This is a genomic window from Vibrio sp. ED002, assembly GCF_023277445.1.
Classification (GTDB): Bacteria; Pseudomonadota; Gammaproteobacteria; order Enterobacterales; family Vibrionaceae; genus Vibrio; species Vibrio jasicida.
The window spans coordinates 2,815,965-2,832,488 of sequence record NZ_CP080238.1 but is presented as its reverse complement, the minus strand read 5'-3'; the positions used below and the strand labels follow the sequence as shown (position 1 = coordinate 2,832,488).

Sequence of the window (16,524 nt, the reverse complement as noted above, 5' to 3'; positions counted from 1 at the left end):
GCGCATTAAGTACACGATTAGGATCAACACGGGTTTGCAGTAAGTTGTCTTGCTACTCGGTTGCGCACTAACCGACATTGCCCGACAACCTCTATTGCAAGCAATCAGAGTTAGGAAGTCTGTTCCTTCTTAACTACTAGCCAGCAAAGCCGCGCTGCGGCAAGGAGACGCTATGGGCGATACCGATCGGAAACTATTTGTACTCGATACCAACATTCTTCTTCATGAACCCTTCGCCATCTTCTCTTTCCAAGAACACGATGTCGTCATCCCTATGACTGTGTTGGAAGAACTCGATCGAATCAAAGACAGCAAACGTGATGTTGCACGAGATGCACGCGTTGCGATTCGCGCTTTGGAGGATTTATTTAGAGAAGCCACGCCAGATGAAATCTCAGAAGGCATTCCCGTTTCTAAAGACAACCCAAGCCAAGGCACCATCTCTATTTTGGCGGACTTCGAATTGCAGGAAACCGTCAAAGCCTTCGCCGACAAAGCCGGTGATAACCGCATACTCAATGCGGTGCTTTATCTGCAAAACAAACGCGCACCACGCGAAGTTGTGCTCGTAACCAAAGACATCAACATGCGTTTGCGAGCCAAAGGTGCTGGCGTACGTTTCGTTGAAGACTATCGTACGGATCAGCTGATTGATGATATCCAATACCTCACCAAAGGCTTTCAACAACGTGAAGGCGAATTTTGGAGTGGTGTGGATGAGGTGGAAAGCTACGCGCTGGGTGGAAAAACGTTCCATAAACTCAGCCGCGAACCGTTCGATCCGACCTTTATTAATCAATACGTGATTGATGAAGAGAGTGATTTTGTAGGTCGAGTAGAAACCATCAATGAGGATAAGCTCACCTTGCTCGACCTCAGCCGTGAGCGCATGATGCATCGCCGCGCTTGGGACATAACACCGAAAAATATCTATCAAGGCATGGCGATGGATGCCCTGCTCGATCCAGATATTGACTTGGTGATTCTGACCGGTGCCGCCGGTAGTGGTAAGACACTGCTCGCAATGGCAGCGGCATTGGAACAAACCATTGAAAAAGGCATGTTCGATAAGATCATCGTAACACGGAACACGCCAGACATTGGGGAGTCGATTGGTTTCTTACCGGGATCGGAAGAAGAGAAAATGATGCCTTGGTTAGCAGCGGTGACCGATACCTTGGAAGCGCTGCACAAGAACGACCATTGCACCGAAGGCTCGATGAAGTACATCTGTGATAAAGCCAACATTCAGTTTAAGTCGATTAACTTTATGCGTGGCCGCTCTATCCAGAACGCCTTTGTCCTGCTCGATGAGTGTCAGAACTTAACCGCTTCACAAATCAAAACCATCATCACCCGTTGTGGTGAAGGCACTAAGATTGTGTGTTCCGGTAACTTGGCACAGATTGACTCTCACTACCTAACCCCAGTGACGTCTGGTTTGACGTATATGGTTGAACGTTTCAAGAACTTTGAAGGCAGCGCCAATATCCACCTAAATGGTGTGGTGCGAAGTCGCTTAGCAGAATTTGCTGAAGAAAACCTATAACGAACACTCTCCCCCTAAAACCAAAAGAGCGCTCAATGAGCGCTCTTTTTAATTCTGCTTCAGATGAAGTTTATTCAGTACCACCAACGGTGATGGAATCGAGCTTCAATGTAGGCTGACCAACGCCAACCGGTACGCTTTGACCCGCCTTGCCACACACGCCAACACCTCTGTCGATGCTTAGGTCGTTACCAACCATAGAAACTTGCTGCATCGCTTCAATGCCAGAGCCAATCAGCGTTGCGCCTTTCACTGGACGAGTGATTTTGCCATCTTCAATCAAGTACGCTTCTGATGCTGAGAATACGAACTTACCAGAAGTGATGTCCACCTGACCGCCACCGAAGTTTGGTGCGTACAGACCTTTCTTCACCGTAGAGATGATCTCTTCTGGTGTGTGCTCACCCGGTAGCATGTAAGTGTTAGTCATACGTGGCATTGGTAGATGCGCATAAGACTCACGGCGACCGTTACCTGTTGGGTTTACACCCATTAGGCGTGCGTTTAGCTTGTCTTGCATGTAGCCTTTTAGAACGCCATTTTCGATAAGCGTGTTGTATTGACCGTTCACACCTTCATCATCGACGTTCAATGAGCCGCGTAGGTCTTTTAGCGTGCCATCATCCACGATAGTACAAAGTGGAGACGTCACTTGCTCACCCATCTTGCCAGAGAACACTGATGACTCTTTGCGGTTGAAGTCACCTTCCAAACCGTGACCTACCGCTTCATGCAGCAATACGCCCGGCCAGCCAGAGCCAAGTACCACAGGCATCATGCCTGCAGGTGCCGCTTCTGCTTCTAGATTCACTAGCGCCATACGAATCGCTTCATCAGCGAATTGGAATGCTTGTTTCACGCCGTTTGTTTCAGATAGGAAAAAGTCGTAACCGAAACGACCACCGCCACCAGCGCTACCGCGTTCGCGGCGATCGCCTTTTTCAGCAAGAACACTGATTGAAAGACGAACAAGCGGGCGAATGTCACCAGCGTAAGTACCGTCGGTTGCAGCAACCAACATTTGCTCATGCACACCACTGATGCTGATCGATACTTCTTTGATCATTGGCTCTTTGGTACGAATGTACGCATCTAAAGACAATAGCAGTTCGGTTTTTTGTTGCTTTTCCCAGCTTGCCAGTGGATTTACCGCATCGTAGTAAGCTTGGTTATCAGAACGTTTGAATGCGTGCACTTTGCCATTTTGGCCTTGCTGCGCAATACCACGCGCGGCAATCGCACTTTGCTTCAAACCGTCTAGTTGAATTTGGTCTGAATAGGCGAAACCGGTTTTCTCGCCTGTGACTGCTCGTACACCGACACCACAGTCAATATTGAAAGAGCCATCTTTAATGATGCTGTCTTCTAGAACCAGAGACTCGTGCCAGCTGGACTGAAAGTAAATGTCCGCATAATCGATCTGGCGCGTCGCAATGCTCGCTAGTGTGTCAGCGATGTCTTGCTCTGTCAGACCGTTTGGGGCAAGGAGTGCCTGTTCTATTTGGTTTATGCTCATAGTTAGCTCTTTTATTTCCGTTTCAATTCATTTTGAAAGCGACTGTGTTGAGTCAGCGGCATATTCTGCCTTACTTGCTGGTTGTGTGACAAATCTATCTCTGCCACCAGCAGTCCTACTTGGTCATTCAATTGTTGGTGAACGCGCCCCCAAGGGTCAATCACCATGGAGTGTCCCCAAGTTTGGCGACCACATGGATGTGTCCCCGTTTGTCCGCAGGCTAGAATCCAACATTGGGTTTCAATCGCACGCGCTCGAAGTAGTACTTCCCAATGCGCTTGCCCCGTCACCGCGGTAAACGCAGCGGGCACCACAATAACTTGCGCTCCTGCTAAGCGTAGCGCTTTAAACAATTCAGGAAAGCGTACGTCGTAGCAAATACTTAAGCCTACCGTACCAATATTGGTCTCTGCCGTCACGATACGATTACCTGCACTAAAGGTATCCGACTCACGATAGCTACCATGCCCATCGGCGACATCCACGTCAAACATATGCAGCTTATCGTAATGAGCAATGCACTCGCCTTGCGGTGAGAAAACCAATGTCGTGGTAGTCACACCTTGTTCAGTGCGAATCGGCATGCTGCCGACTATTAGAGTTAATTGATTGCGTTGTGCGATCTCAGATAAACACCGCTGAATAGGACCGCCATCCAAAGTTTCTGCATTCTGGTGATACGCCTCTCGGTTGGCAAACTGCGTAGCGTTTTCTGGTGTCACAACCAGCTTCACACCTTGCTCAGCTGCCAATGCACATTGCTTGGCAATGAAGTCCAGATTCTCCTCGATATCTGGACCCGATGTCATTTGAATGATGCCAACACGTTCCATGTATTCAATTCCTTGTTCGTCAGAAGACTAACCGCGCAATTACTTCGCTTGCTCACGCAGTTTTTCTGGCAACTTATATTCACCTTTGCTTCGTGAAATCTCTTTTACGGTAGGTGAATCCAGAGGACCTTTCACTTCGTAGTTTACCTGCGTGAAGACTTCCACCACAGGAGAGATAACGGTCGAAATCGCCAATACATACAGCGCGGTTTGAGGTGCCACTGCAAAGGCGGTCAGCATTGGAATACCCGAAGTGATGTCTGGTGTGAAGTTCACTTCCGCATCTACCAAGCGTGTGTTCATGTCAGCAATACCGCGAATCTTCATCTCTCCAGCTAATGCATCCATCACAATATCGTTGGTGATAAACACGCCATCTTGGATCTTGCCTGTCCCCGTGATTGAGTTGAATGCCATCCCTTTATCGAATACGTCAGTAAAGTCGAGCTGCATCTTACGAATGATAGAATCGAGACTAAAAAGCCCCAGCAATCGCGCTGCACCACTGACTTCAGTGATCACACCTTTACCAAACTCAGTAGACACATCACCTTGCAAGCTTTGTGTCTTCATCGACCAAGGTGCGCCATCCCAATCTAGGTTGGCATTAATTTCAAACGGCGCTTGTTGGATACCGGAAGTAATCCCAAATCGCTCCATCAAGTCACTGTTGTTTTCACCCTTCACTTTCATGGTCAGGTTTGAATGACTTCGCTCTTTCGTCAGTTCCCACCATCCGCTCATGTCAACACGGTTTTGACCACTACTGAAGTTAACATTTTTCCATTCGAGGCGGTTGTTAGCACGCTCGACGTCCACATTTACCTTACCGACCTTGTAACCTTGCAACCAAAAATCATCAATGCTCAAGGTTAAGTTTGGCATCTCTGTATGGAACTTGCGGTCAAAGTTTGAGATGAGCGGCGCGGCTTGGTCTTCACTGGCAAACAGAGAACTGCGTTCTTTGGTCATCTCATCAAAACCAGGAATATACAAATGCAAATGATCTAAAGAGACAGATAAGTCAGAAGGTTTGAGGTAATTTGCTTTGCCCTTCACCTCTTGGCTGTCTACTTCTAATTGCCAACTCAAGTTTTTTTTACGTGCATTCAAATCCACATCATGGAACTCAATTCCACCAAGCTCTAAGTTCTGCACATCCATGTTAATGCGCGTCGGCAGTGGAATGGTTGGCGTCTTCATGCTCGATAGTACAGATTGAGTTTTGCTTTGCGGCACGTGCATAAGATCAGCCCAACGATCTAAGCTCAGGTCATCCAAACGAATCGAGGCATTGTGACCAACGACTGGGCTAATTTTAAAACCACCATTACCTAAAACCAGATGCGTTGCCGTCAATTCCGGCACATCTCCTGAAATATCAATTTCAGTTTGGTATTTCGCATTTGGTATTTCTAAACGAGCAGAGATACTCTCTTGGTTGCCCGATGCTTCTAGTTTAGCTTGTCCTTTTTCGCCCCGCTTTTTCGCTAACGGGTAAGGATAATCACTCACAAGCTGACTAAGCTGCGCCAAAACGTCTACCTGATACGTAAAGCCTACGTCATTGAGTTGCAAGTCGATGTCCATTTGCCAAGGCGCATGACCAGAAACGAGGCTCAACCAGCGCTCACCAAGATAAGGCTTAAGTGGGCCGACTTCCCAATCACCTAGGGTGTTGATGGTCACGTTGTAGCCTTGTTCGGCATTCTCACCACGAAAATCAAGTGAAATAGGCTGTTTCAACAGTTCGGCCGACAAGCCAGAAGTGGTCACAACGTCGTTATCAAACTTGATACGGCCCGTCGCGTTTTCTAACGTCATCGGCGGCGCATCAATATCAACACGGTTGTTTTTAAGATCGGCGTAACCCCAAGCACGCGCGTCTTTCTCGGAGTCAAATGGGATATTGAGTTGGAACTCTGAATAAACAGGGCCACTCACTTGCAATGCCGTCAAAGCCGCACCAACTGAATCGACGAGAGGGGTTGCCATCATGTAATCACGAACTTCATTGCCCGGCGCACTAGCCTTGGCTTCGATTTCGATGTGACCGCCTTCAGCAAGCTCAGGAATACGCCCTGTAATTCGCTTAGCTTTGACACCATTTAACGTCGCAGACTTCGAGTCCAAATACATGGCATCGTTTTCGAACAGCAAATCTAACTGTAGATTGGTGATGGTTGGCCACGCCGTGTCAAAACTGAATTTCGCATTCTTCAATCCAACCCAAGCTTGGAACATACCGTTGTGTTCTTTGTATGGGAAATCACCAAGTTCACCATACCAAAGCAGTTTTGCAGTATTGACCTTACCACCTTGAATTGCGGTAGATAGGTAGTCGGTCAGGTCTTGCCCAAGCGCAAGAGTTGGCAGATAACGCCAAGTTTCACCCGCGTTGTAGAGGTCAGCTTCGGCATAAAACGATAGGAATGGGCTTTGATCTTTCGGGAAATCAAGACGGAACGCGCCAAGTACCTGTAAGTCAGGTGTCGCTGCAGTCACTTTATCTGACCACAAACGCCAACCGCTCTCGTCTTGCTGCCAAATAATGTCCACCTGACCTTGTTTGATATTCAGTGGCGCTTGGAAAACATCACCGTATGGAAAAACATCATCAATCACGGTAACTTTGGCTTTCGCCTGATTTAAGTCACCAGCTACAGTACCTTGCACGTGGTTAAAGCCCGGCAATAACTCCCATTGGGTTAAGCCTAATTGGTCTAGCTCGGCAGAGTAGCGCAGGGTATCAAGCCCACCGCTCATTGAAAGACGAATGTCTTCCACTCGTCCTTTGGGTGCGAGTTTGTTAAGCAATTCACTCGTGGATTCCGACTCTGGCGCTAACTTGATTAATGGCGTCAATGCTTCAATATCAAGTTGAGACAGATTAAGTAACCAACCATCCGGCTGCCAATCAAACGCGACGTCTAACTCTGGCCAAGGTCGGTCATCAGTGCGGATTTGCAGTGAGTGACCATTTACTTTCCAACCATCTTTGTCTGGGGAAAGCTTAAAAATGCCTGATTCAAGCAATAAGTCATGACGACCATTTTCATTCCAAACCAGCTCAGATGGCTGCAATTCAACATAGGCATAATTCGGCTGGCTGTGTTTTAGAGTGAGCCATGTATTCAGGCTCACCTTGCCCGATTCCACACCTGATTCATCACGCATGTAAGTGGTTAACCAAGGTGTGACAGAAAGGTCTTGTGCACTCACATAGAATTCACCTGAAACATCGCGTAGTGAACCATGATCTTTGAAGTTGGCACGCACTAACAAAGCATTCAAACTCGCATCCGCAATGCTTACGGTTCCTTCTGCTAAATGGTGTTTGCCATCGTTACTCCAACGAAGCTGCTCTATGTCTAAGCGGCGCGTTTCGCCAGAGACCGATTTGTACCAAATACGCGAGTCCGTAATGGTAAAATCTTCAAATTGACGTAACAGCAATGAATCGAGTTGGTCGATTAATTTGCTTTCATTTTTACTGGCATTCGCTTGCGGTTCTTTGCCTTCTGATTTGGACAGAAGATCGACGGTACGAATATCTAAAGCCAAGTCGTCGATTGTCAAATCTGCGACCACAGGTCGAAACTTGAAAATCGATTGGATCAAATCAAATTCGATATGAATTTCATCAACGGCAAAACGTGCGTCTTGGTTATTCGGCAAATTCGCCTCTAAACCTTGCAACGAAATCGAGGGGTGGCTATTACGCCAAGAACCAGCAACGCTGGTGATAGAAAAGTCAAAACCTGTGCCTTGCTTGACCCAGGTTTTGATCTCATCTTGGAAGTGGTTAAGTTGTGGCAATGCTACGCGCAGGGTAGTTACTAGTACGGCTAAAAGAACCAACAGAGTAACCAAGCTCCACGCGCAGAAGCGCCCGAAACGGTTAAAACCAGAATTCACAAATTTTCCAATTACATCATCACGACGTCAAACTGCTCCTGAATGTACAGGTGTTCAGCTTGAATACGAACTTGCTTACCAATAAATACTTCGAGTTCAGCGAGCGCATGGGACTCATCGCCCAACAGCGTTTCCGCGACAAATGGCGATGCGTACACAACAAAGTTGTCCGCATCATAAGCGCGGTTCACTCGGGTGATTTCACGCAGAATCTCGTAACACACGGTTTCGACAGTCTTCACGCTGCCACGACCTTCACAAGTAGGACAGCTAGAACACAAGATATGTTCAATACTTTCACGCGTACGCTTACGTGTCATCTCTACTAACCCTAGCTGAGTAAAGCCATTGATGTTAGTTTTCACACGGTCTTTTGAAAGAGCACCTTCTAAAGAGGTAAGTACACGCTTACGGTGTTCATCCGATGCCATATCGATAAAGTCGATAATGATGATACCACCAAGGTTGCGCAGACGAAGTTGACGTGCGATTGCTTGTGTCGCTTCAACGTTCGTATTGAAGATGGTTTCTTCTAGATTGCGACGACCAACAAACGCGCCAGTATTGATGTCGACAGTAGTCATAGCTTCGGTTTGATCGATGATCAGGTAGCCGCCAGATTTAAGCTCAACTTTGCGTTCCAGAGAGCGTTGGATTTCGTTCTCTGTGTCGTACATATCGAAGATTGGCTTATCACCTTCATACAGCTCAAGCTTATCAGTCAACTCTGGCACATATTCAGACGTAAACTCTTTCAGGTTCTCGTATTCAAGGCGAGAGTCGACCATGATTTTGTCAAGCTCAGTGCCAACAAAATCACGCAAGATACGCTGTGCTAAACCTAGCTCACCGTACAAGGTAGAACGGGTTTTGTACTTAGAGCGACGCTCCATGACTTTCTGCCATAAACGCTTCAAAAATGCCGCATCTTGAGAAAGCTCTTTCTCATCGGCGCCTTCTGCCGCAGTACGAATGATAAAGCCGCCGTGCTCATCACAGTAGTGATTAACCACTTTCTTCAAACGCTCACGCTCTGTTTCACTTTCAATACGCTGAGACACACCAACGTGGCTCGCTCCCGGCATAAAGACAAGGTAACGAGAAGGAAGAGTGATGTCAGTTGTCAGACGTGCGCCTTTGGTACCAAGTGGATCTTTCACCACTTGCACAACGATATCTTGGCCTTGGCGAACCAACTCAGAAATATCACGTACTTGGAATTGTTGTTTTTCGTTCTCTGCGACACATTCCGTGTGAGGAACGATGTCTGACGCGTGCAAAAATGCCGCTTTATCTAGACCAATATCGACAAACGCCGCTTGCATGCCTGGCAATACACGGCTTACTTTGCCTTTGTAAATATTGCCAACAATGCCACGGCGTGATTCTCGTTCTATATGAACTTCTTGTAGTACTCCACCTTCAATCATGGCCACGCGAGTTTCACTCGGGGTCACGTTTAGCAGCAATTCTGCACTCATGTGCACACCTCAAAACAATTATAAAAATTCTTGAATTAGCTGATCGGTTTCGAACAAAGGTAAGCCTACTACGGCGTGATAACTGCCTTCGATTCGGGTGACGAAACGCCCTCCGAGTCCTTGAATACCATAACTTCCAGCTTTATCGCATGGTTCACCTGACTGCCAGTATCGTTCTATTTCTTCATGAGTCAGTGGTTTGAACCACACGTCAGTGATAACGACCACTGAGTGTTGTTGTTCTGATGATACGACGCTCACAGCGGTCATCACTTGATGCTGACGACCCGATAAATTACTGAGCATACGTTTTGAATCTTCAAAACTTTTTGGTTTTTCTAGTACTTGGTTATCGCATACCACTACGGTATCAGAGCCCAATATAACGGAATCAGGCTTAGCCATCGCTAAGCCTGCTTGAGCTTTTTCCAGAGAGAGTCGCAAAACGTAGTCTTGTGCTTGCTCGTGATCTTGTTTGGCTTCCTCTATATCAGGAAGCACAATATCAAAATCATAACCTAACTGAGCAAGCAGCTCTTTTCTTCTCGGAGAACCCGATGCGAGAACGAGGGATAAGCCCTTTTTCACAACGTTACCTTACGTGCCATGCGCGACGGACGCGTCGCATCAGTAAAAACATCCATGGCCAAAGTATACAGTTTATTGCCGCAGTCCACAGAGATAATGGATTAAATACTACGTCCTGGTTCAAATATTCCCCACAGAAGATGAGAAGTTCCAGTAGCACGGTAAAAAAGGCAATCAAAATAGATTGTTGCCACAATGCCATGTTACGGATTACCAAGAAATTGAGCGCCACTAGGTAGATAATGATCGACATCATCATCCCTCGGATCCCAAGCGTCGAACCAATCAAAATATCCCAAAGCAAACCTAAAACCAGAGCGGTACCAACATTGACACGGTGTGGCAATGCCAGCACCCAGTAACAGGTAACGAGGAACAGCCATGATGGACGCAGTAGATCCAAAACACCTGGCCACGGAATGGTTTGCAGGACTAGCGCGACGAAGAAGCTAACGCCGATGACCATTCGGCTTCTAAATACACTATTGGCCATCGGTTACCTCTTGTTCTGAACCTTCTTCTACATTCGACTGCAGTACTTTGTGTTGGCGGTCTTCATTCGGCCAAATCAATAGCAAGTAGCGCAGACGATCAAACTCAACCACAGGTTCCGCTTTGATTGATGCGAACTCTTGGCGAGTATCATGATCCACATTTGTAACAGTTGCGACAGGGTAGCCTTCTGGATAAATACCACCAAGACCCGATGTCACCAGCAAATCACCCACTTGAATGTCAGTACTGGTTGGGATGTGCTCCAATTGGATTTCATCAACCTCACCATTACCTGATGCAATGACTCGAATATCGTTACGAATCACTTGGACTGGAATTGCGTTTTTCGCATCAGTGAGGAGAAGAACACGTGCGTTGTGCGCTGCAACAAACGTCACCTGACCAACAATACCTTTCTCATTGATAACAGGCTGACCGACGTAAACACCATCAATACGACCTTTATCGATCACCACTTGGTGGCGGTATGGCGATGTATCAACAGCCATGACCTCTGTCACGACTTTCTTCTCGTCACGGACGAATGAAGAGCCAAGCAGTTTACGTAAGCGTTGGTTTTCTTCTTTGTATTGATCGAGCAAGATAAGCTCGCTCTTCAGGCGAAGCACTTCTCGCTTCAAATTGCGATTGCCTTCAATCAATGCCTGACGGGTATTAAAACGCTCGAACATTCCATCAAACATGCTACGAGGCATATTGGCCGCGTACTGAATAGGCGCAACCATACTGTTCAATAGGTATCGGACGTTGGAAAACGTATCTAGACGGTTATCAGCCAGCATTAAGCTCGCCGACACGATGACAGCAAAAAACAGACGCAATTGCAGAGATGGTCCTCTGCCAAAAATCGGTTTCATCTTGTTTTTAACCTGATTGCTACCATGAATATAGAGCCTTACTTGGCAACCTGAGAATTCGACTTGAGACGATTCTAGGTATGGAGCAGATTGAAATTACAGAGAGCAGAAATGAAGGTGAAGCTCATGTTGAGCTTCACCACACACTTTATTCTTCAGAGAAGAGATCGCCACCATGCATGTCGATCATTTCTAGTGCTTTACCACCGCCACGAGCCACACACGTTAGTGGGTCTTCAGCGATAACAACTGGAATACCAGTTTCTTCCATTAGTAGACGATCTAGATCTTTCAGTAGTGCACCACCACCTGTCAGAACCATACCGTTCTCAGAGATATCAGACGCCAGTTCAGGTGGGCACTGTTCTAGTGCAACCATCACTGCTGATACGATGCCTGATAGCGGCTCTTGAAGCGCTTCTAGGATCTCGTTTGAGTTCAGGCTAAAGCTGCGTGGCACACCTTCTGCAAGGTTGCGACCACGAACTTCGATCTCTTGAACTTCATCACCTGGGTAAGCCGAACCGATTTCGTGCTTGATCTTTTCAGCCGTTGCTTCACCGATCAAACTACCGTAGTTACGACGCACATAGTTGATCACAGCTTCATCAAAGCGGTCACCACCGATACGTACAGAAGAAGAGTAAACCACACCGTTTAGTGAGATAACGGCAACTTCTGTTGTACCACCACCAATATCGACCACCATTGAGCCTGTTGGCTCAGAAACACGTAGGCCAGCACCAATTGCCGCCGCCATTGGCTCGTCAATTAGGTAAACTTCACGCGCGCCAGCACCGAGTGCAGATTCACGAATCGCACGGCGCTCAACTTGAGTCGAACCACAAGGCACACATACGAGTACACGTGGGCTTGGTTTTAGAATGCTGTTGTCATGCACTTGCTTGATGAAGTGCTGAAGCATTTTTTCTGTTACGTAGAAGTCAGCGATAACGCCGTCTTTCATTGGACGAATAGCTGAGATGTTACCCGGTGTACGACCAAGCATCTGTTTTGCCGCATGGCCTACAGCAGCAACGCTTTTTGCAGAACCTACACGATCTTGACGAATAGCAACTACAGAAGGTTCATCTAGAACGATGCCCTGTCCTTTTACGTAAATTAGAGTGTTGGCAGTACCTAAATCGATAGATAGGTCGTTAGAAAACATGCCACGAAGTTTTTTAAACATATTCTTCGCTCATCCTGCAAAAATTTTAGAAGACAAAAATTGTCCTAAATGTACCAATGCCTCGCTGTCACAGCAAGGCATTGGTACACAAACATGAGCAGAAAGCCTCAATTTCTTGCAGTTTCCTTACTTAACGCAAGAAACCTAACTTGTTACTGTCCGGTTAAGCCCGGTTCTCCACGGTAAATCACGCGATCATTACCACGGTGAATACCAAACGTGACGACCGATGATGGGTTTTCTTCGGAGCCATCGTTATCCCAATCGTATTTAAGCCAAGGTAGCGCATTTAAAGCACCATCAAGTTCTAACCACACGCGGGTTTGCTGGCGGTAAGACTCCGCCTCCATTGCAGTAACTGAGCGAGAATAGCCTGAATCAACTAAACCACCAGCACCTAAAGAGACAACCTTAGCCGTATTATCTGTTGGCCAGATATGCACTTGAGAATTATCTTCGGTTTCTCCCATCACTTCTGTCTGACTATCATCTGGGTTAGCAATAAAGCGACTGCCATTCCAGTATTCAACTCGAAGTGGTACTCGTAATGTCGAGCCTTGATTACCGCCAACATCATCTAGGTCTACACGGCCAAAACGGATGTCTGGTTGATCGACTAAGCGTGAGTTAGTGCCTTTTTCATCATCAATAATGTACTCAACTGGATCTGCATTATTCGTATATATCAAGCCAATCTTTGATTTAGCAATACCGTTCACTGAGTTAAATGGCCCGTCAGGGTAACTGCCACCAAGATCTTTGTTCCAACAAGCGCTGCCGATACATTGACCACTATTACTAATTGAGAAGTCTCCGATACTTTTATCCGACTCATTACTCCAACTGCCAGCACCAAAATCTGGCGCATCGAATCGACCTGAGTAATCGTCAATATCATCTAAGTTGAATTCCGCTTTGGTAGCAAAGTCTGCATAGTTCTTAATCGCAGCTTTGTTAACATTCAAAGCCTCAACGCTGAACTCGACGGCATCAAAAGGCTGGTTCATGTAAACAAAACTTAGCTCATCAGGGTAAGCCCAATAGCTGTCCACGACCTTAAAGTATTTAGGGTAGAAACGACCAACGATGACGTCATATTCACCTAACTCCATTCCCAAGTACGTCGCTTTAGTTTTAAGGTTTAAAGAGCCAACTTCATCCCAAACGTATTCAACTGTTTTACCCGTTTTAGCTTCTTCCGAACTAAAGTCTAAACTTGAACCTTTACTTGGGTCTAAGTTGGCGATGTCACCACCCGATGGATACAAGACAGAAAACTCAGCATCAAGTGGTGCTGCCGTATTTGAATCAGAGAAATAGTTTTGTGTCAGCGGGTATTCACAAACATTGGTGGCATTACCACGTGACTCGCTATGAACGACTGGTTTATAGGTCACATTAAAGCTTTCGGCAGAGGCAATAAAACCATCACCAGTAGCTTGTGTAGCAGGGTTAGTTTTTCCACCATTTTGAGCCACAATATTACATGCAGCAATTTTCCATGGTCGAGACTTAACGCTGAATGAGCCATTTAGAGTCACTGATTCTTGCTCACCTTTCTCTTCATCCGGAGCGATTGGACACCCATCTGAGTACTGAGGGTCACACGTGAAATTCGCATCTTCGAGTTTGATTGTGTACAAGCCCGAATCCATTAGCTTAAAGGTATCTGATGTCTTACCTTGCTCTGAGCTAATAAATTTAGGCTCATATGTTAATAAGCTCTCGTCACTGCGCCCGTCAGCTGGGGTTTCAATTTCTAACTGAACACTTGGCGAGCCCGTGTAACTTTTCACTACAGTTTGCTGACCATCGTTACAAGCTAATACTCTTGTGTCTATTTGATAACCTTTACCAGCTATGATTGTTTGATCATCTACGTCAAACTTGAATGGTACAAATTTAAAGGTAGATGTCTGCGTTTTTGATGGGTCATTGTCCACCGTAACCTTTAACGTATATTCGTCATCAAGCTCAATACCATTTTGATCTGTAACGGTAACTTGCAGCTTCAACTTACCAAGCTTCGAAGACACATTGCTTGTTGTAAAGCTTGGGTAAGTACCAATACCTGTGCTATCAGCAACCTCTACAGAGAACTTATCGGCATCAGGATAAACCTGCACAGTAACCCCTGTACTTTCCGCATAACCATCATTCTTGGTTTCTATTTCAAAGCTAGGTTGGTCTGTTCCGCACATCAGCGCATATTGTGTTGCTGGTGATAGCGTTACTTCATAGTTGTCAGAAGGCGTAAAACAGTGGTTATCCGTTGCATGAATTTCAGCATTATTTGACATCCGAATATTTCTAGCTGTGATTGCACCATTCACAATCACGTTGTTACTTAAAGGCACGTCTACTTCGCTGTATAGCAGTCCAGAAAATGCGGTGTTGTTGCCAAAATTTACATAACTAGACTGAGAGTCATGCACAAGTACAATTAATTCACCACCTTCCAATTCACCAAAGAAACTGTTGTTATTACTGATAGAAACCGACTTTGCATGAATCGTAACTTTTTCACCATCAGGAATTATGATCTTGCCAGCATTGTTTATATTGATAGAACCAACCCAGTAAGTTCCCGCCTCAAAGTAAACAGTTCCTGTTTCTTCAACAGACAGATTGCCAATAATTTCGTTGTTGCGAAACGTTCTTTCCCCCACACCATGCCTTCCACTGACAATCACATTTTGCAAATTAGGATCTTGCGGGCTTCTAAAACTTTCCAATGTTTGTTTCTTCACCATCAAACCAGAATCACCGAGGCAACTCTGGTTGTCACAACTCGCATTATTGTGCATGGTGATTTTCCCCGGCTTAAAACCTACATACCGTTTCCCGTTACTTAAATTAGCGCCAGAGATAAGAGTATTATTACTCATCACTAGTTCACCATTCGTATTGGTATCCCATGTTTGAGCTGGAGATGGGAAAAGCTGACATACGTCATCTACAGGAGGCTTGTCGAAAAGGAAGTAGGAGAAAGGTTCGACCACGTGACCACGCTCCGAGTCTCTTTGCATATCTTCTTCGTTGATAAGAGCAACGCCATTCTTCGTTACTGAACAACGACGCAACCAACCACCATTGTTACCATTACGAGTTCGTTTAGAAGCAAGTAATACTGGTGCAGATTTAAAGCCCGAAACAGGAAAGTCACTGACTTGCAAACAACCTTCAGTGACTGGCTTTATAACGTTGTCATCAAGATCACCGAGTGTATTTCGAGTAGAACCATCCCCAAGCCAAAACTTACGGCCGTTAACAAAGCCTTGCCCTAGACCGGCTACAAACGCCACATCTTCTGACCTAGACAAAACTGAGTTTCTAGTCACTTCAGAACGGTCAATAATTAGTGAGAAACCTTTGGTGGTAGGATTCAAAGCAATCGAGCTCAACCATAACGGTTCATTGCCTGAGTAATTCTTTCGTGTTTGCAATTGCACCAAGACACCAGGGGCAGATGCAAATGATGTATTTAGGCCAAAGTCTCGAAACTTAACCTCTTTGCTGCGATACGTTGAACCACCAATATTCGAGTACGTGAGATTCGAGCTAACCTCACCAGCCACAATCATGGCATCACCGTCAAACTTAATAACACCAGGTTCAATAACTAGATAATCAATATCTTCCATTGGCGCGTCGACAAAAGTAACTCTTTCACCTTGGTTGTTATTGTTTGTACATTGCCACTTTTTCTTGCTTGAGTTATACCTCAAGCGCTTACATGCGGCGCTATGAGGAGGGAACAACTGCTTGATTGTCGCTTGAGTTTTAGACTTTGACCACACTCGCAGATCTGACGGGTATTCCGTTTTCTTTTGAGAAAAGTTAGACATTGATGCATCAATCGTCGACATAACGAAGACCAACGGTTCTTCATCGTAGGTATTTTGGAACTTGATATCACAAGTGACACCTCGCTCATTATTCAGAACCTGACAGTCTTCGGCAGGGATAGTGCCGAACTCAAACTGAGGGTTGTTATTGACAGCAGCAAAACTTGCAAATGAAGAAAGTAAAAGTACTTTAGCAAGTATTAGCGTTATTATTTTTCTCATTATT

Annotated in this window: 10 protein-coding genes; 1 reads left to right on the top strand and 9 read right to left on the bottom strand. The window is 45.9% G+C overall.

Annotated features, from left to right (window positions below; translation table 11 throughout):
* The first annotated feature begins 172 nt into the window (after positions 1–172).
* On the top strand, positions 173–1,549 hold the full coding sequence (locus ITG12_RS13120; protein WP_038879704.1) for a PhoH family protein: 1,377 nt from the start codon (positions 173–175) through the stop codon (positions 1,547–1,549).
* A 70-nt stretch (positions 1,550–1,619) separates the two neighbouring features.
* On the opposite strand, the gene tldD is transcribed toward ITG12_RS13120, so the two are convergent.
* The 9 genes from tldD to ITG12_RS13075 all read right to left on the bottom strand — a co-directional run bounded on the left by tldD (position 1,620) and on the right by ITG12_RS13075 (position 16,520).
* Complete coding sequence (tldD, locus tag ITG12_RS13115; RefSeq protein ID WP_005438159.1) at positions 1,620–3,065, bottom strand: metalloprotease TldD; 1,446 nt, start codon at positions 3,063–3,065, stop codon at positions 1,620–1,622.
* A gap of 11 nt (positions 3,066–3,076) precedes the next feature.
* Complete coding sequence (locus ITG12_RS13110) at positions 3,077–3,898, bottom strand: carbon-nitrogen hydrolase family protein (protein WP_248873136.1); 822 nt, start codon at positions 3,896–3,898, stop codon at positions 3,077–3,079.
* Positions 3,899–3,937: 39 nt separating this feature from the next.
* Positions 3,938–7,816, bottom strand: coding sequence for a YhdP family protein (locus ITG12_RS13105; protein ID WP_248873135.1), 3,879 nt, complete (start codon positions 7,814–7,816; stop codon positions 3,938–3,940).
* Between the two features lie 11 nt (positions 7,817–7,827).
* Positions 7,828–9,297 carry a ribonuclease G gene (gene rng, locus ITG12_RS13100; protein ID WP_039975690.1) on the bottom strand — a complete coding sequence of 490 codons (1,470 nt, stop codon included), beginning with the start codon at positions 9,295–9,297 and terminating at the stop codon, positions 7,828–7,830.
* A gap of 18 nt (positions 9,298–9,315) precedes the next feature.
* The gene (locus ITG12_RS13095) at positions 9,316–9,885 is read right to left on the bottom strand and encodes a Maf family protein (protein ID WP_038864549.1); all 570 of its coding nucleotides are present in this window, start codon (positions 9,883–9,885) and stop codon (positions 9,316–9,318) included.
* A 4-nt stretch (positions 9,886–9,889) separates the two neighbouring features.
* The gene (gene mreD / locus ITG12_RS13090) at positions 9,890–10,378 is read right to left on the bottom strand and encodes a rod shape-determining protein MreD (protein WP_038864551.1); all 489 of its coding nucleotides are present in this window, start codon (positions 10,376–10,378) and stop codon (positions 9,890–9,892) included.
* Positions 10,368–11,258 (bottom strand): rod shape-determining protein MreC, encoded by an 891-nt coding sequence (gene mreC, locus ITG12_RS13085; protein WP_038864553.1) that lies wholly within the window; start codon positions 11,256–11,258, stop codon positions 10,368–10,370. The genes mreD and mreC overlap by 11 nt, the downstream gene beginning before the upstream one ends.
* A gap of 148 nt (positions 11,259–11,406) precedes the next feature.
* Positions 11,407–12,450, bottom strand: a complete 1,044-nt coding sequence (locus tag ITG12_RS13080; protein ID WP_005381144.1) for a rod shape-determining protein — start codon at positions 12,448–12,450, stop codon at positions 11,407–11,409.
* Between the two features lie 152 nt (positions 12,451–12,602).
* Positions 12,603–16,520, bottom strand: a complete 3,918-nt coding sequence (locus ITG12_RS13075; RefSeq protein ID WP_248873134.1) for a DUF6701 domain-containing protein — start codon at positions 16,518–16,520, stop codon at positions 12,603–12,605.
* Between the last annotated feature and the right edge of the window lie 4 nt (positions 16,521–16,524).

Excerpts from the sequence above, each read along its gene's own strand:
- mreD (WP_038864551.1), bottom strand. The coding sequence starts at position 10,378 with ATGGCCAATAGTGTATTTAGAAGCCGAATGGTCATCGGCGTTAGCTTC.
- ITG12_RS13080 (WP_005381144.1), bottom strand. The coding sequence starts at position 12,450 with ATGTTTAAAAAACTTCGTGGCATGTTTTCTAACGACCTATCTATCGAT.
- rng (WP_039975690.1), bottom strand. The coding sequence starts at position 9,297 with ATGAGTGCAGAATTGCTGCTAAACGTGACCCCGAGTGAAACTCGCGTG.
- ITG12_RS13075 (WP_248873134.1), bottom strand. The coding sequence starts at position 16,520 with ATGAGAAAAATAATAACGCTAATACTTGCTAAAGTACTTTTACTTTCT.
- tldD (WP_005438159.1), bottom strand. The coding sequence starts at position 3,065 with ATGAGCATAAACCAAATAGAACAGGCACTCCTTGCCCCAAACGGTCTG.
- ITG12_RS13120 (WP_038879704.1), top strand. The coding sequence starts at position 173 with ATGGGCGATACCGATCGGAAACTATTTGTACTCGATACCAACATTCTT.
- mreC (WP_038864553.1), bottom strand. The coding sequence starts at position 11,258 with ATGAAACCGATTTTTGGCAGAGGACCATCTCTGCAATTGCGTCTGTTT.
- ITG12_RS13110 (WP_248873136.1), bottom strand. The coding sequence starts at position 3,898 with ATGGAACGTGTTGGCATCATTCAAATGACATCGGGTCCAGATATCGAG.